The organism is Lysinibacillus sp. DFXJR4, from assembly GCF_057196045.1.
In genome coordinates this window covers 283,494-299,953 of the sequence record NZ_JBXUNW010000002.1, presented here as the reverse complement: position 1 = coordinate 299,953, position 16,460 = coordinate 283,494, and the positions used below count along the sequence as shown (strand labels likewise).

The 16,460-nt window shown below is 36.3% G+C and carries 16 protein-coding genes; all 16 read right to left on the bottom strand.

Annotation, left to right across the window (positions count from 1 at the left end):
• Nucleotides 1-12: 12 nt before the first annotated feature.
• Entirely contained in the window at nt 13-675 is a 663-nt protein-coding gene (locus AC2CGN_RS09530; RefSeq protein ID WP_484513546.1) for a M15 family metallopeptidase, read from the bottom strand.
• Entirely contained in the window at nt 672-932 is a 261-nt protein-coding gene (locus AC2CGN_RS09525; protein ID WP_484513544.1) for a phage holin, read from the bottom strand. Before AC2CGN_RS09525 ends, AC2CGN_RS09530 begins: the two co-directional genes overlap by 4 nt.
• Before the next feature lie 14 nt (nt 933-946).
• Complete coding sequence (locus tag AC2CGN_RS09520; RefSeq protein WP_286927371.1) at nt 947-1,192, bottom strand: hemolysin XhlA family protein; 246 nt, start codon at nt 1,190-1,192, stop codon at nt 947-949.
• A gap of 150 nt (nt 1,193-1,342) precedes the next feature.
• Nucleotides 1,343-2,530, bottom strand: a complete 1,188-nt coding sequence (locus AC2CGN_RS09515) for a hypothetical protein (RefSeq protein ID WP_484513541.1) — start codon at nt 2,528-2,530, stop codon at nt 1,343-1,345.
• A gap of 4 nt (nt 2,531-2,534) precedes the next feature.
• Nucleotides 2,535-4,976 carry a hypothetical protein gene (locus AC2CGN_RS09510; RefSeq protein WP_484513540.1) on the bottom strand — a complete coding sequence of 814 codons (2,442 nt, stop codon included), beginning with the start codon at nt 4,974-4,976 and terminating at the stop codon, nt 2,535-2,537.
• Nucleotides 4,969-7,269, bottom strand: coding sequence for a phage tail spike protein (locus AC2CGN_RS09505; RefSeq protein ID WP_484513538.1), 2,301 nt, complete (start codon nt 7,267-7,269; stop codon nt 4,969-4,971). The genes AC2CGN_RS09510 and AC2CGN_RS09505 overlap by 8 nt, the downstream gene beginning before the upstream one ends.
• A complete protein-coding gene (locus tag AC2CGN_RS09500) occupies nt 7,266-7,760 on the bottom strand; it encodes a distal tail protein Dit (protein WP_484513536.1) in 495 nt (164 codons plus the stop codon). Before AC2CGN_RS09500 ends, AC2CGN_RS09505 begins: the two co-directional genes overlap by 4 nt.
• On the bottom strand, nt 7,663-12,123 hold the full coding sequence (locus tag AC2CGN_RS09495) for a tape measure protein (protein ID WP_484513534.1): 4,461 nt from the start codon (nt 12,121-12,123) through the stop codon (nt 7,663-7,665). Before AC2CGN_RS09495 ends, AC2CGN_RS09500 begins: the two co-directional genes overlap by 98 nt.
• A gap of 174 nt (nt 12,124-12,297) precedes the next feature.
• The gene (locus AC2CGN_RS09490) at nt 12,298-12,816 is read right to left on the bottom strand and encodes a hypothetical protein (RefSeq protein WP_484513532.1); all 519 of its coding nucleotides are present in this window, start codon (nt 12,814-12,816) and stop codon (nt 12,298-12,300) included.
• Between the two features lie 59 nt (nt 12,817-12,875).
• Nucleotides 12,876-13,484 (bottom strand): phage tail protein, encoded by a 609-nt coding sequence (locus AC2CGN_RS09485; RefSeq protein ID WP_484513530.1) that lies wholly within the window; start codon nt 13,482-13,484, stop codon nt 12,876-12,878.
• On the bottom strand, nt 13,484-13,885 hold the full coding sequence (locus AC2CGN_RS09480) for a hypothetical protein (protein ID WP_484513528.1): 402 nt from the start codon (nt 13,883-13,885) through the stop codon (nt 13,484-13,486). Before AC2CGN_RS09480 ends, AC2CGN_RS09485 begins: the two co-directional genes overlap by 1 nt.
• A gap of 5 nt (nt 13,886-13,890) precedes the next feature.
• Nucleotides 13,891-14,274: a hypothetical protein gene (locus AC2CGN_RS09475; protein ID WP_484513527.1), complete on the bottom strand. Its 384-nt coding sequence runs from the start codon at nt 14,272-14,274 to the stop codon at nt 13,891-13,893.
• A gap of 11 nt (nt 14,275-14,285) precedes the next feature.
• Nucleotides 14,286-14,642, bottom strand: a complete 357-nt coding sequence (locus AC2CGN_RS09470) for a phage head closure protein (RefSeq protein ID WP_484513525.1) — start codon at nt 14,640-14,642, stop codon at nt 14,286-14,288.
• Nucleotides 14,617-14,919: a phage head-tail connector protein gene (locus AC2CGN_RS09465; RefSeq protein ID WP_484513523.1), complete on the bottom strand. Its 303-nt coding sequence runs from the start codon at nt 14,917-14,919 to the stop codon at nt 14,617-14,619. Before AC2CGN_RS09465 ends, AC2CGN_RS09470 begins: the two co-directional genes overlap by 26 nt.
• A 2-nt stretch (nt 14,920-14,921) precedes the next feature.
• Complete coding sequence (locus AC2CGN_RS09460; RefSeq protein ID WP_484513521.1) at nt 14,922-15,242, bottom strand: hypothetical protein; 321 nt, start codon at nt 15,240-15,242, stop codon at nt 14,922-14,924.
• Nucleotides 15,243-15,258: 16 nt separating this feature from the next.
• On the bottom strand, nt 15,259-16,437 hold the full coding sequence (locus AC2CGN_RS09455; RefSeq protein ID WP_484513519.1) for a phage major capsid protein: 1,179 nt from the start codon (nt 16,435-16,437) through the stop codon (nt 15,259-15,261).
• Nucleotides 16,438-16,460: the final 23 nt, after the last annotated feature.

Here is a 16,460-nt window from a genome sequence, read left to right as displayed (position 1 = left end):
TCTCACTATCACTTATTTACTTCTACGCTGTTGAATCGTAATATACAAGCCCATTAAACGATCAGTTGTCATGGTACCATTCTGTAAATCCTTCAAATGAGATTCCTGAATAATTCCATCTTTAACCGCCTGTGCAATAAAATTCTCGGTTTCAGTTTTCATAGCTGGTGAACCAGGGTTCCATGTTTGAGTCACTTTTGTTTCCTCCTTTTTATCCTCTACGATTAATTGAACTTGCATTTTACTATTGCTTGGAACAATTACTTGTCCTAATTTATAGCCCGCTGGCATCTTCCAATACGCTTTAACCTCAAAATGAGGACGGTCAATGCTACCAACCCAATCACCACCCCATGTAATACCAAGCTTTCGTGCAATAGCACCTACTCGAGTAAGTGTTGTTACATCATATAAAGAATGAGGAGGACCAACAGCAATATCCCAAGCTAGGCGTGATTTGTGATTGCTGTCCAATGTCCAGGTAACAATTTGCCCAGGTCTAGTGCGCCCCTGAACATAAAGGTATTTTTGGCGTTCCTGTGAGCGATATGTTTCGGTGATAAAAATATTTTTAATGCCAGCCTTGTAACATTCCTGAAATAGCAATCGACAGGCAGTTTGTGCAGCTGGAAATAGCTCGGCAAGATCTCGACATGTTGTTGTTACGCTAGTCATTGTTTATCACCTTTTGGCTTGTCATAATTCATGGCTTGTTCACTGTCTGAAGCTCCTTTTGTGGTTGGGTCGATAATAATACCAAGCAAGCCTAAAATGCTTAATACAGTCTCTGAAATGGCTGTAATTTGAGCATTGTAAATCGTAATATCGACATTAAAAATGCCCGCTGTTTGATTAGCGAGCACTAGTAATAATGCAATTAATGACACCCAAAATTGTTTGTGTTGTAAACGTACTTTCCAATTAATTTTCATTGTGATTTTTCCTCCTAATTTGTTTTAATAACAAGTGCTAATAATGCTAAAATGACAGCCCCAATAATTGTTGTAGATGCCCACCAAACAATTTTATCGATTTTATTTAATCGATGGTGTGCGCTTTTTGTGCTTGCTAAAGCTTCATCAGCTTTGTCTTCTGCACGGTTCGCTGTATCACGAATATGGTTAATGCCATCTAATTTTTCACCAATAGCACCTAAACGTTCATAAACGTCTCTTACTAAATCATCACCCATAAGACACCTTCCTTTTTTTGCATAATAAAATCCCTCCACAATTCCACTATAGAAGGATTAGAAAATCATGTTATTGATTGGTATACCTAAGTTAATTTTAATAGAATTGTGTCACTGTATAGACTTATGCTAAGTCTATATTTTCACCTCTTATAAGGTATTATTATTACCTATTAATTTCACATGTAAAGTATAGCCGTGCCACATTGCTTTGTCATGTTCAAATGTTAACGGTGTGGCAACATACACCTTTAATATCTTATTATTACCACCATAAATTGGTGGCATATAGTATTGCATAAACTGGGGCATATCAATACCATTATAGAACTGCATTACATCATATATTTTAGCCTTATCGAAGTCATTAGCATTTGCATCAGTCATATTATCATATATAGCAAATCTGACTGTTACATTATAACCACTTGAATAAGTGTCACTCATAGCAAGATGGAATGTACATTCAAAATATGCTAATCCTTTGAATGCCAATGTATGCGGTGGTGTTAACGTCTCTGGATTTCCTGATATGTTGGACCATGTACTGCTTGGGCTAAATGCACCAAATACATTTGAAACAGTTCCGAATAAAAATTCCTTAAATTCATACGCTACTTTTGAAGGCTGCCTCATTGTCATCTCACTATCAAATTGATAAGTGCCATTAGGATTATAATAAGTATAGCTAGGTGGCGGATATATGTTAGTAAAACCATTCCATACATTATTTCCGTTTTGGGCACGTGATGAGCGTACTTTATACAGTTGCAGGGTACCTACTGTCTGTGTAGCCGCAGTATAACCGTGCGTATAAATTTCCTGTATAGACATACCCTCTAATCTAGTAGTAATAACAATTATTATTGAATTTGAACTAGCACTTATGCCTTGGCGCCATGCAGCGAAATGACTTTCAGATACACGCATAATGGAAACGCCCATAGGAAAAGTATTTGCATAATCAGTATACTCTTTAGAAGGGATTTCCACCGCACCTTTCAATGAGGCAAGCCATTCAATTTCTGTACCTATAAATCCGTTATCAATAGCTAACTGATATGCGGATTTTCCATCTTCTCCGGGTGGTCCTTGTTCACCTCCTCCACCTCCACCATTAGAAGTGTTGGGTATAAATTTATTTTGTGTTACATCAAAATATTGTGGTATGACACTACCCAAAGCATCACGAATTAATTTTATTTTTGTAAAATCAACACTAGTTGCATCACCAGTACCGTTTGTCATAGGCACAAAAATACCCTGTTCCTCGTTGTAAATTTGAGGAATAGGGCTACCCATTGCATCACGTATTAATTTTTTATTTTTTATGCTCATGTGCTTATTTCCTCCTAAAGTTAAATAGTGGCATACGTTTACATAGTTTGATTGCACGCTTTGCTAAAGATTTAAACTTCGGATAACTATCTGGATCAAGCACCCACACGTTTTCAAAATCAAAATTTGTAAATGTAGATTTATTTTTCATTTGAGCTGTTGTTTTGAGCATTTCAGGTGCTTGACCTTGTACTAAACTATTTATGTCAGCATCAATAAAAATGTCTGTCATTGCTGGCAAAACACTCATGCTATTATATCCCCAAAACACACCTATAGCTCGATCTTCGTCTGTTGTTAATTCTGTATTTGTCGCTATATAACCTTTACTGATTGTCATTTCTATGGCATTTTCTTGCATCCAAATGGCTGTGATACCTCCAAAACCACTGTCAACTACTGAATTTTCTACAACCGTATCCGTGTACCAATTTTCCAAGCGTGCTACTTCTTGATAATCAACTTGCCCAAACAATCCACCAAAGCCAAAATTGATTGGCGTTGCATTTTTTAATATTGTATTTGCTCCAACTTTTTGTAGAATTGCATTACGGAAATTAGCTTGACCAAACAGCCCCCCAATTAAGTCACCGCCTGTATTGTTAAAATCAAATACTGTATACACTTCCACATCAGTGGCAATACTTAACAATTTATCATCTTCAATGCGAATTAATCCTGCTACACCACCAATTAAAATACCATCATTCAAATCAAATTCGATATTGTGAGATTTTAGGGATTCAATTGCCGTGTAATCTGTTATATCCAAGGAATTAAAGGCATCTGATTGAGTTATTACTGATCCAATAAATGTCCCTAGTTGGTCTATACGATTGGCAAATGCTAATGTACTATCTTTGACAACACAATTATGCAAACGCATTAATCTATTTTTTTCTGGCTGATATTTATCTAAAATTCTTTGTTCCATTTTTCCAACTATAAAACCAGATGGATTGTAAAATACACCAGCCTCATCTGTAATTGTGCTATTTTCTATCACAATATTTTTAACAGTGGCATTTACAGTATTACCTAAAAGACCATAGCCCTCTCCCCTATATTCTTCCGATTTCTTTATGGTGAGGTTTTTCAATATATTATTATTCCCATCAAAATCACCCAAAAAAGGCACATCAAACGGAATTTTATACTCAAATCCTTCAAAATCAATATCATTCATGACAATATATTTTCCGAATTCATCTTTCATGGAAATGAAATCTTGGGGCGTATACAAGTAATGCGTCTGTTGATTCGCAAAATCATACAGTTGTGCAGAAATGATAATTTGTGCATCACTATTAACTGTTTCAGTTTTATCAACCTTTTCAAAACCTAACTTTCCACTTATTCGTGTGTTTATTTCACATGTTGTTTCACATGGCAAATAAATGATTATTTTTCCAAGAGAAGTCACTTCTTGATAATCGCAACTATATAAATTTATACCGTTTGCGAAAATATTGTGCTCCCAAAACCATCTATCAACAATACCACCAATTGAGTTACGATAAAGTAATTCTATGTTTGTTATTCTTGAAAATCGAGGATAGTCTACTCCTTCTTTAATCGACCAAAACCTCTTATTTTTATTGTCAAACATCCAGTTTGTGAAAGTTGCTCGTTGTCGCATTTCTGCTAGTGATTTCGGTGTACCATAGCCATTACTTTCCATAGTATTATCATAGTAGCTATCTACAACAGATAAGTTACTAGCTGCTACTTCACTATCTTTACTACCAATAATTCTGCCATTAACAACATAACACTTCTCTATTGTTTTTAAATTGTTTAATTCCACATACCCTGCCAAGTTCAAGCTGTTACCGTTGGAGATACTATAGCAGTTTTTTATAGTTATCTTCCCACTGACCGTGCCTACAATTCCGCCAATTGAATTATTTGCTACATCTCCGATTAATTGACCTTCAAATGAACATTTTTCTATATTAATATTTCTTAATATTGCCGCTATTCCACCCACACTTTTTTTTCTGTTAACTTTGATTTTCCCGGTAACGTGGCAGTTAGTTATTCGTGAACTTGCAAATACAAAATTTCCTTGTCCTAGCGTCAACCCAGCCCAATTATCATCAAAACCTGCGTTTCCAGTAGCAGTACATTCTAAATCTATATCTTCCAGTGTGATATTCTCCAATGTTCCTGCTAAATAGCCAAATAATGCAAAGTAAACTTCTGTACCTACATGTTTAAATCCTGTAATCTTTTTATTGTTCCCTTTATAGATGCCTGTGAAATGTGCATAAGTAGCATTAGCAATTGGTTGCCAATTTGGATAATTTGATAAATCAATATCTTGTGTTTGTAGAAAATAGTCATCCCCCGGTTTATTCCGCACAGCATTTAAATCTTCCGCATCTTCAACTAAAAATGGATTGTTAATGGTTCCATCCCCTCCACCGAATAAACCATTAGCCATCTACCTCACTCTCCTCCTCATCTAGTCCCATTTGACACACCACTTGTACACTGACGTTGACCTCACCCGACAGTAGTCCTTTTATATCAACTAATATTCCAGTCACGCCCTCTTCACCTTCAATCGCTTCCCATTCGGCTGTTACAGGCTCCGTTTGTTCTGTTTTACCAACACCCAAAGTTACACTAATAACTTTCGTGTATGTTTCTGTAAAATCAAAACGAGCACCCCCTGTGGATGCTTTTACTGTTTCTGATTCTAGATAAAATTGTGGCGCTAGTGGGTCTACTACTTCGCTATTCTGCTCCGTAAATTTAATCGCATACCAAGCTTGTCTGTGTTTACTTGAATCAAATTCACCGGGCGGCTTCTCTAAAACACTAATAACCATATACATCGCACTTTTTCGTGGGAACGTCCACTCTGAAATGCTTGTATAGTCTCTATCAGTACTCTTCCCCTTGTTATCATAGGTGCGAACACCAATGTAATAAGAACGATATTCACGCAATAAAGTTAATCGTAAACCATTATGTTCATTTAGTTCTTTATAAAAAACTTCTGCTTGGATAGTATTTAATGCTGGACTAGACGATACGGTCACACCGTTCAATTGCAAACAATTTATTTCGCCTACACGGAACTCATAAAGGGGCAAAAATGGTACTTTTTCAAATTTGATACCATACATGACTGACTTATGGATGGTTGGATCAAATACTCCACTACTTGGTACTTCTGTTATGCTCACAAGCAAATATTCAGCATCCTCGCGTGGCAATTTCCATGTTGGTAATTGGTTTTTTATAGCATTGTAATCGTGCATGAATGGAATCCCATCGGCACTAAATGTCATGATTATTACCTTGTAATTTTGGAATTCTCTACGTAATGAAATTTTGACACCCTCATATTCTTGCATTAAGTGATAGTCTAATTTAGCCGAAAAATCATCTAATTCAATATTTTCGCCATTTGTATCAATCAACAGTCCGTTTAAGCCCAATACATTCTTTTTACCAATTCTAAATTCTCGTAATGGATCAATATAGACTTTGTTAAACTTAATACCATAATCCCTCACTTGATGGATTTCTGGATTTAACTCTTCGATGGGCACTTCACTAACTGTAATACTAATAGCTTGCATTTTCGGCTTCGGAAAATTCCATGTACCAATAACATTCGCAACATTCTCAAGCTTGTATTCTTCATACCGATTATCCTCATACCATTCACCAATGTAGACATGATAATTACGGTATTGTGATTTAACCACCAATGTCATTCCTTTGTGCTCACCATCATTGTAATAATCTACCGATGTGGATATACTACCCGGCAATACACTTTCAGCATCTAACTCAATGCCTGATAGTGACATACAGTTGATTTGACCAATTTGCCATGTTTGCAAAAAGTAGTTAGCAGACGGATTATCTTCTTGTTTTTCTTGCTCTTTATCATCATTGATAACATTGATAATATCCCTCGCAACTTGACCAACTTCTAATTTTGGCACTTGTTTAAATAAAGGGTTATAGCGCCTTGCCACAATACGCTCAGTAGCATCTATCGCTAAATCAGTATCAATAATCCGAACAGTATCACCAAGCTCTGCTGTAAATATTGCTTGTTGCTGTGAACCTGTCATTTTACCAAAATCAATAATGTCAACTTCATGGGCATATTCAACAAAAAAATTTTCATTCAATTCTATCTTTTGTGAAACCGAACGGATATTATCACCTGTTCGTAGTATTAATCCTTTATTCTCTCCTCGCCTATCTCGAACTGTAATTGTAAATTTGTTATACACGACTTCAAAACCATTTTGTCTTGCAAATTCCTGAATACGGCTGCGCCCACCTTTAGCGCTCGGACGGTAATAATAATAACCATCAGCCCCAACAACTTGAATTGTATATTCAGACATACCTCCCCAAATGTTGGCGATAATTTCTTCAATAGACCCTTCGTAAAATTCTTCTGTGTCATCACTTGTTAAAGGTACAAGAGAAGGATTATTAAGCATGTAACTAACATGATCTAAAGATAATCGGATAGATTTACTGTTATCTCTTTGTTTATCTATATTTGAAATTATGAAATAATCATTGTCTATTTCTAATATGTTTGGATATTGTAAGAAGGATGGATAAACATTTTCAGCAATAGTCAAGTCAGCCGTATATTGGTTGTTAATGACCTCATAAATTTCAACATCTTTTATATTTTTTAAAGTACCAACTTCGGTTAATGATGGATTTAAAACTTTTATACTATAACTCATGTAACCACCACCATGTCAGGGGAACAACGAAATGTAGTCCAAAACAAACCTTCATCTACAATTTGTTCAATTACATCCGATGAAACGAATTTCGCCATATATGCATATTGCGGATCATTATCAAAAATTAGTTGTTCTTTGTATTCAGATTTAAAGTAAGATCGAATATTTCTTAATGCATCAAAATAAGATTGACCCGGTAAAGGTGTAAGCAAAAATTGAATACGTATTTCAATATCAGATTCACTATTATCTGAGATAACAATATCGCCACTGACTTTTGGTAATTTAATAAATTCATCTCCAAATTCACCAAAAAGAGGGCGTTCGGTGTCCATCACCTCAAGCCCCACTGTAGAACAATGTATACCTTTAAAAGTTATTTCCACTCGATTAACGCCCCTTTCTATCGCGTTGTTGTTTTCTATACAAAGCCTCTGCAACCCTATCAATATCAGCTTCCTCACGTACAATAAAGGTTGCTCCCTCATTCATACGTTCATAGTTATAAATATTAGTTTGTGCCTCTCCTCGATTACCTCCAGAAGCATTAAATATAGCTTGACCAATTGCACCTAACACACGCTCATTTAGTGGAAGCGCCGCTTCTGGTCCAGCTTCACCAATACCTTGTAACTTACCGCCTGACATGCCGAATATAGTCGGTTTTGTAAAAACAGCACCTTTAGCTCGCCATTCTACGTCAATTTTTGGAAACCCTTGATCAAACCAATCGAGAGGATTGATTGAACCTTTGATACTAAATTTAGGTACTTTTAGCTTTGGCCAAGAAAATTCAAAATTGAAAAATCCTTTGATTGCTTCAATAGCTTCTTTAACTGCTTTTTTAGCTTTATCAATTGGTGATGTAATTGCTTCTTTGATTTTTTCCCATTTGTCTTTTACAAATGTCGACACACTGTCAAATACGTTTGTAGTAACATTTTTAATGGTATCCCAATTATCCCTTACAAATTTCACAGCTATTCCAATAGGTCCCGTGATTGCTGCTAAAATCCATTCCCAATGTTTTTTCACAAAATCCCAGATTGCTTTTATTGTTGTCGTAAAAATGTCAGTTACTGTTTTCCAAATCCCACTGAAGAAACCTGATATTTTATCCCAATTTGCAATAATCAATGGTACAGCAGCAATTAGTAGTTTTATAGCAATGCCAATAGGTCCCCCTGAAAACAGTGCTGAAAAGGCTAATTTTAAAGCTGGCAAAGCTTTAGTGGTAATACCTGATATTGCTGATACTACTTTACCAAGTACACCTGTAAGCCCCGCTCCTCCAGCTCCAGTACCAAATAGTGTGGTGACGGTGTAAACGGCTGGACTTATAGCAGCAAATGCCCCAACCAAAGTTCCAATTCCAGCAACAATAGTTGCTATAAAAGCCACTATTCCCGGATTATCTTTTGCAAATTCTGCAATTGCACTAATTACTTTTGCTATTACTTCTAACACAGGATGTAAAGCCTGTACTAATTCGGCATACGCTTGTTTAAGTTGAGTCATAGGGTCTTGGTTATATTGTTCAGTCATATTATTAATTTCTTGTTGACCATCAACAACACTTTTTTGACCACTTGCTACATCTTTTAAAACATTTGTGATAGCTTCTCCTTGGTCTTCATACATGGTACCAAAAAGCTCTACACCTATTGTTTCACGTAAAGTAGCATCCTCAATTTCTGAAAGCCATTGTGCCATGTCTGCAAACGCTTTTGAGCCTTCTTCTCCGCCTTTAGCAACAGCTTTTCCCCAACCCTCTAATTGAGAAAATAAGGCTTGTACAGCAGCACTATCAGGAGGGTTTTTAGCTAACTCTAGCTTTTCAGCATTCATCTCTTTAAAGGAATCTAATTCAGCTTTGTGAGCTTCTCGAACAGCTTCCATTTCGTCACTTAATCTTTCGTTAAGCGCTTCTTTACGATTATTCTGATCTTCCTTTAAAGCTGAAAGTTTTGCTTGATTCACTTCTTTTAATGCATCAACCTGTGCTTTGTTTGATTCACTTAATGCTTTTAATTCTTCCTGTTTACGATGCTGAAAAGCTTCTTTTTCAGTATTTTGGCGTTCTTGTAAAGCTGCTTTCTCTGCTGCTTGTACTTCTTTTAATTCATTTTTACGTTGTTCAAATCCACTTTTTAAGGCTTCTTTTTCATTAGCAATTTGTTCCGAAAGTTGCTCTTTTCTATCATCTGTCTCAGTTTTTAGTGCATCCTTTTTCGCATCAGATGCTTCTTTAACAGCATCTTTTTGACCCTTTAAGGAATCTATTTGTTCTTTTCGTTCTTCACGCACTTTTTCTAGACGTAGTTTTTCATCGAAACTTTGTAACTCTCGTATAGCATTTTGACGATCCGCACTTGTTTTAGCATTACTAACTTTTAGAGATAACTCAGCACGTTTCTGAGCGTTTTCTTGCTCTTTGATTGCCTTATCTTCTGCTTCTGTTTTAGCATTTATCGCATTGATTTGATCGTCTAATGCTTTTAACTGATTGTATTTTTCTTCATCGATGAGCTTCAAACGCTCTTTGTACTCATTGTCAATAAGCTTAATTTTTTCTTGTGAATTTTTCTCGAAGATTTTTAACTCTTCTTGTTGAGCCTTTTCTAAGTCACGTAATTGTTCTTGTTGATTTTTACTTAACGTCTCAGTTTCAGCAGTTAATCTTTTTTCTAATTCTTTTTGTTTTTGTTCATAGACCTTAACTGTAGCATCATAATCAGCACTCAGCTTTTTTTCGAGTGCTTTTTGTTGTTGGTCATAACTTTTAGAAACAGCATCATATTCATTTTGCAACTGCTTATCTAAAGATTTTTGTTGTTGGGAATGGCTTTTAGAGATGGCTTTTTCACGATTACTTAATGATTTTGAAAGAGCATCTTCTTGTTTTGCGAAACCTTGTTGCATGGTTGCTATTTGTTCATCGGTTATTTCTTCTGTGTCATCTACAACATCCCGGATAGCTTCTTTCATACCTTCGCTTAATCCGCGTCCCATTTCAACAGCTCGGATACGTCCCTCTTTTAGTCCATCAAGGAGGTTGTCAATGTTCCATGACTTTTCTTGAGCTGCTCTTGCCATGATATTTTCTATTTCTTGAGCTTCAAATCCAGCACGTTTTAATTGCGTCCCATACTCAGATATAATATCTAGTTGCTCAGGCGGAAACCCTACTTTTAACAATCTAGCAATTAGATTAGTAGCTTCGATGTTTGAAATACCAAGAGCTTTTGCAACCTCGTTATTTTCTTGAATCAATTCAGTGAAATCAATATCACTGTATGCTTTACTAATTGCAGCAGCTCCATCTACTACTTCTTGATTCGCTTCATCTGTTGCGTCTTTATTTAAAGCCCACTGTCTACGTACTCCTTCTAATGCAGCTTCTTCATCACCTATCAAGGCTGTTACTTCTCTTACAGACTTGCGTACTGTTTCTTTTGATTCTTCCGGCACATCAAAAGTTACATTTATGGCTGTATCTAAACTAGCACTTTCTAAAGCTGTTGAAACCGCTGAACCTATACCAATACCTGCTGCCGCTGCTCCTGCTAATGCCTCACCTAAACCTTTTACGCTTTGTTCTGCTTGGTCAGATTCTTGACGTAGACGTTCTAAATCTTGTCGTATTTCTTCAATGTTAGAACCGTTCAATCTGGATAATGACTGTCTTAGTTCCTCGATATTAGTTGATGATCCTTGCGTTGCTCTTGCTATTTGTTCAAATGCTCGGTCTAAATCTTGGGCACTCGCTCTACCTTGATTAATTGCATTAACCATATCGCTACCAATGACATTTGCAAAATCATTTATAGACTGCCCTGTAACATTCATTAAAGCTCGTAATTGTGAGAAAGAGTTTTCTTGTGTCTCTATAGCTTGTCGTGTTTCTACAATACTGTTAGCCATTTGCTGTTGAGCAAGACGTGTTTGTTGCAATTGCGCCTCTAACTGTTGGACTTCTCTAGAATTTTCTCCATAAGCAGAATTTGCAGCTTGTAATTTTTGGGCTGTTTCCTGTGTCTCACGTTGCATAGCATCATAAATCGCTTCTAAACTACTTAATTTAGCGCTTAACTTATCAGATTCCGAAGCTGTATGCTTCATTGCCTCCTGTTCTAAGCGCATAGATTGTTGGAGTTGTTTAATTTCATCTGCTGTTGTACGTGACACGCTATTTAATGCCTGTAAGCTACTTTGGACGCTATCTATACTTGCGCCTGTATCTAATTGAGCCAAAGCCTGCCGTACATGATTCACATTTGTAGAAGCCCCTTGTGTTGCTCTAGCAATCTGATTAAATGCTTGATCTAGTTGATTAGCATTCGCTGTCCCGTTTTGGATGGCTCTTGTTAAATCCCGACCCAATAAATCAGAAAAGTCACTGACCGATTGTCCAGTGACTGTAAATAAATTCTGTAAATGTCGTAATGATTCTGCTTGATCTTGTTGAGCTTGTTTTGCACGTTCCAAAGCTTTTTGAGTTTCTGTTATCGCGTTTGCTGCCCTTTGCTCTGCGATTTGGTTACTCTGTAATTGGCGTTCAAGTTTCTTTGCCTCTTCGGAATTTTCTCCCCAAAGTGCTCTAGCTGCTTCCAATTGTCTAGCTGTAGCTTCTGTTTTTTTACGGGTTGACTCATAAATGGCTTCTAAACTACCTAGCTTTGCCTCCAGTTTTTCAGTTTCCGTAGCACTATTTTTCATCTGTTCTTGCTGCAATTTCATCTGTTGACGTAATGCTGTAGTTTCTTTACCAATCTCGGTCATGGCTTTATTAAATTCCGAATTAAATGCTTTAAAGGTTATACGTACTTCATTGTTGTCATTTCCTGCCATGCTATCATCCTCCTACAAGGCTGTTTTGCCAACTATCAAAAGCAAGTTTATTGGCATAAATTCTTTCAACACTTGCAATTTGATCGTGCCAAAACGTCTTGCAATCAATGCCTGCAACGAGTACATACAAGGTATATAAATCTTCAACGTGTTCTATTTTTAATCTTGGTGCTTTCACTGTTGATGTTTTTTGTGTTTTCGATGTTTTTTTTTATTTTCTTTTGCTTGTTGTTGTAATTCTTTTGCGAAATTATTTGATTTATTACTAACTAATCCAGCAATTAGCTTTCCGTATATCTCAACTGTTTCTGGTAGTTCATAGTGATACAATTCCAAAAATTCATCAAATGACTTGTTTAAATTTTTATTTGCACCTAATACCCCTAGATAAATAACAGCTATTAATTTTTGTTCATTTAGAGCAGCTAGTAATTCAGTGCCATCTTTCAGTTCATCTGAATCAGTTTTTGGTTTCGTATTTTCTTTTTGATTTGAAATGATTATGTCTAAGTCTTTCAGTTTTAATAAATCTTCAAATAAGCTAGATTCCAACAAACCCATATCAAAGCCTTTTTTGACGGATGCGTTTGTTAAAAAAGCTGGATATTTTTTCTCCTCGCTATAACATCTTTGAAATTCTCCTTCAATTTCTACAATTCGCATTTCCTTTAGTTCTACCGTTTGAATTTTCAAAACACTACACTCCTTTTTTCACAAAAATAAAAACATCTCCAAAAAGGAGATGCTTCAAATTAAGGTGTTTCTGTGACTTCACCAGTACCACTTGCAGCCTCTACTAGTTCACGTTTAAATTGTGTATGCCATTGTTCTTCTACTGTCTCATCTTCCAGTTCGACTGTAATTGCTTCATAGTAAAATCTTCCCTTTGCATCCGCAACAGCACTAAAAGATAGTTCTAGCATTGCTAATTCTTCCTGTCCTGCATCTACGTTAATTGTAAATCCACTTGAATTAGATGCCTTTGGAAACGCTACTAGTTTTGTAATATCCTCAAAATCATCAACAATATCAGCCGTCCATACAAAATCATCTCCTAGAGAGTTAGAACCATAACTGTATACACCTGACTTTAACCCCTCATTAGATAATCCGAAATATTGACGTGCTACCGTCACTGGAATGTGTGCACTTACTGTTACATTTAATTTCAATGTTTTTGTTTTTTCGCCAATCGTTTCACGACCACATTTTTTTGATAATACCGTTGTTTCTGGTTCTACTGCAAGTGTTCCTACACATCCGAATTTTGTACCCGGTTGTTGTATCCCGCCTTTTATAAATTGAATTGATGCATTTCTAATACTCCATGAATCAAAATTTTCAATTACTTGTGCTGGCATTATAAGCCCTCCCTTAATAGTTCGTTTAATCCTTCATGTAATTCTTGTAAAACTTTTGGCGTTGCTCGCTGTGATGCTCTGTTACTAAATCGTTGCTCCCAAGGATTGTTTGGTCCTCGCCCTTCATCAGGAAATACTAGATAACCAAAGCTTCCCTTTTTATTTGCTGCACCTCCACGAGACTTGACAACAAATTTCAAATTTTCTGTTTCATACGCATACCATTTCGAGTTTTTAGCATGTTTTTTATTAACCCTTGAAACAGGCAAAAGGCTTGTCATTTCGCGTGTTGCGATTTCCAAACCTTTTGTGTGTAAAATTTTATTTATTTGTTTTTCAGCTCTATTTGGTAATGCCCGTATTTTGTCATAAAGACTTGTAAGGTCATCGAACTCAATCATCGCTCTCATTTCAATACACATCCAGTTATTTTAATTAGGCGATTATATAACAATACAATTTGATCTACATATTCATCAGTGTTCTTTTTACGCAAACGGTTTTTTTGAGTACGCTCAAACTTGAATGCTGGAATGTTTGATAGAGCCTTGATGATATTAGTTGTTTGTTCATCTAAATCATCACGATTCTCTGAAAAATAAAAAATAGCAATGTCTTGTCCGATAGTTGCACGATCATCATTTTTAAACATATCGCCTGTTTGATAGATAAAGAAGTGATAACCCGCTTCTTTAAACTGCGCTTCTTCATCTTCTGCAAGGTCATTTTCAAAAATCGGTATACCAAAGCTTGCTAACCCTTCTAACATTGCATTAATTTGTTCTTGCATTTTTTCCTGACTCACTCTCGTTCACCAACTTCCTGTAAATAAAAATAGAGGTACATTTTTTCACGGTCCGTATCAACTTTGATAGCATCGTAGGTTGTACCATCTAAAACAATTTTTAATTTATTCTTGTTAACATTTCGTAAATTCGGTGGGTAAAGAGTGCGAATTTTTAAATCAAGTGATGAACTCATTGCTTCCGCAAGCTTATAGTCCTCATCTCGACAGGACATTTCTTGGTAAGCTAAACGACCAAATTTTTTATATGCACTACCTATTCTTGTTCCCTTTGCTGAACGCTCTGTTTCATTTGTGCCATATTCAATATACCCATCATTGAGTACATCACGGATTTTCTTGTTGTTCGCCATTTTCAGCCCTCTTTTCCAAGGCAACGTTCAGTATGAGTCGTTTTAACTCATTCGCAAAATTCTTTTCGAATTCATCTGTTGCATTGTTATAGACGTATCGACAACGTTCTAACAATAATTCCGTTACTCCTTCATTCAATTCATAAGAAAAAGCCTTACTTGTTAAATCCTTAAAGTAAGACTTTCCGCGATCAATAATCTTTTGTAGTTCCGCATCCTCATCATCCCAAGTAACGCGTAGCCGATATTTTAATTCATTCAATAATTCTGCTGGCATAATCAATCACCATGCTTTAATGCATTCTCTGCCTTAATAGACTCTTCCTTGCCTTTTATCTTTTCCCCATTGGATAACTCATAATAGCCGCCTCCTAGGTGTTTAGGGAATTCTGAGGATTTCTCCTCTAGTTGCTCAGTTTCATGAAGTGTTACTTCTGCAAGATAGATTTTTTTATACTTCGGATGGACACCTGTTAAAAAATAAACACGCTCTTCATCTGCTGTAAATCCTTCGGCTGGATAAATGTCACCAGCTTTATACCTATGTCCATCATGTTCAAGCGCTTTAAATGGATTAACTACTTTAGCTGTAATTGTCATTATTATATTCCTCCTATTAAGGTGTATCAGTTCTTCTTTCAGATTGGTCACTATCAATAGATGTATTTGTAATATCAAACACAGTAAAAGCATCGTTGTCTAAAGGCTGACCATTGATTAATTGACGAGTCAAATATAAGCGTTGGTCTTGAATCATACGGACATGATCCGATGATTCTAATGTTGCTTTACCCGCCCCTAGCCAATAGTCTTTTGGTTTACCACTTACCATTTTATTTAATGGTACTGCTGGCGATTTAATGATCTCTAGTTCCGGCACAGGGAATTTCCCAAACATCCATACACCATCATCACGTTGCTTTGCACCATACGCAAACAGCTTGTCGTAGTAATCAAATGGATTAATCATTAGCACAACCCCTTGTGCATCACGCTTACCTCCACGTGTGGAAGGTGCAAGGATTTTCTTCCCAATTTCTAAAGGTGTAAATGCAAATAATTCCACTGCTGTTTTCGGTGCATATACACCGCCTACAACAGGTGCATCCATGTCTCTCATCATGCCAATAGGTTGTTTATTACCTGTCCCGTTTACAATAACATTCTCCAATTCTGTTGCTACTACTTCTGCAATGATTGCACGAACATAGCGATCAAGCCATTCAGGACCTAGTTCAAACATAGCCTTACAAACAACTAAAAATCCACTTAATTTATAAGCTTTGGCTTCTATTGTACGGAAACCACTCTCGACCATTTCTTGAATCTCATCGCAAACATCACCCCAATATGCTGTTGTTGCACCTTCTTTTCGTAAAACCCACTGCGTAGTTGCACCAAGAGGCGAGAAGTTAATGCGAGACAGTAACACATGGTCCTGAGCTAAATCTTCAAATACACGCTCGTAAACTGTTGGCGGCATTAACTTTAATACTTCATCAAAGCTTTCTACTTCAATTGCTTGATTATAAAATGTACGTTCCTCATTCGTTAATTTGCGAACACCGCGTGAAGCTAAAACAGATTCATCCCATTGCATTTCAGCCGCGCGCTTCGCTTCACGAATTGTAGTATTCATCAAATCTTCATAATGCACTATATTGTTTGTATATTGTTCCACTATTCTCTGAGCTACTTCTGTTGCATCTCCATTTTCAAATGCTAATTTTAATCCAGCGATTTGTTCTTCCACATTAATTTTTTGTGGTTCTTTATCTAAATTTTTAATTGTCATAAAAATGACCTCCCTATTTTTTC

Bases quoted from the DNA above. Each gene is read 5' to 3' on its own strand.
- AC2CGN_RS09515 (WP_484513541.1), bottom strand. From the start codon at position 2,530: ATGAGCATAAAAAATAAAAAATTAATACGTGATGCAATGGGTAGCCCT.
- AC2CGN_RS09510 (WP_484513540.1), bottom strand. From the start codon at position 4,976: ATGGCTAATGGTTTATTCGGTGGAGGGGATGGAACCATTAACAATCCA.
- AC2CGN_RS09470 (WP_484513525.1), bottom strand. From the start codon at position 14,642: ATGGCGAACAACAAGAAAATCCGTGATGTACTCAATGATGGGTATATT.
- AC2CGN_RS09465 (WP_484513523.1), bottom strand. From the start codon at position 14,919: ATGCCAGCAGAATTATTGAATGAATTAAAATATCGGCTACGCGTTACT.
- AC2CGN_RS09520 (WP_286927371.1), bottom strand. From the start codon at position 1,192: ATGGGTGATGATTTAGTAAGAGACGTTTATGAACGTTTAGGTGCTATT.
- AC2CGN_RS09505 (WP_484513538.1), bottom strand. From the start codon at position 7,269: ATGAGTTATAGTATAAAAGTTTTAAATCCATCATTAACCGAAGTTGGT.
- AC2CGN_RS09500 (WP_484513536.1), bottom strand. From the start codon at position 7,760: ATGAGGGAGCAACCTTTATTGTACGTGAGGAAGCTGATATTGATAGGG.
- AC2CGN_RS09485 (WP_484513530.1), bottom strand. From the start codon at position 13,484: ATGCCAGCACAAGTAATTGAAAATTTTGATTCATGGAGTATTAGAAAT.
- AC2CGN_RS09495 (WP_484513534.1), bottom strand. From the start codon at position 12,123: ATGGCAGGAAATGACAACAATGAAGTACGTATAACCTTTAAAGCATTT.
- AC2CGN_RS09460 (WP_484513521.1), bottom strand. From the start codon at position 15,242: ATGACAATTACAGCTAAAGTAGTTAATCCATTTAAAGCGCTTGAACAT.
- AC2CGN_RS09480 (WP_484513528.1), bottom strand. From the start codon at position 13,885: ATGATTGAGTTCGATGACCTTACAAGTCTTTATGACAAAATACGGGCA.
- AC2CGN_RS09475 (WP_484513527.1), bottom strand. From the start codon at position 14,274: ATGCAAGAACAAATTAATGCAATGTTAGAAGGGTTAGCAAGCTTTGGT.
- AC2CGN_RS09530 (WP_484513546.1), bottom strand. From the start codon at position 675: ATGACTAGCGTAACAACAACATGTCGAGATCTTGCCGAGCTATTTCCA.
- AC2CGN_RS09525 (WP_484513544.1), bottom strand. From the start codon at position 932: ATGAAAATTAATTGGAAAGTACGTTTACAACACAAACAATTTTGGGTG.
- AC2CGN_RS09455 (WP_484513519.1), bottom strand. From the start codon at position 16,437: ATGACAATTAAAAATTTAGATAAAGAACCACAAAAAATTAATGTGGAA.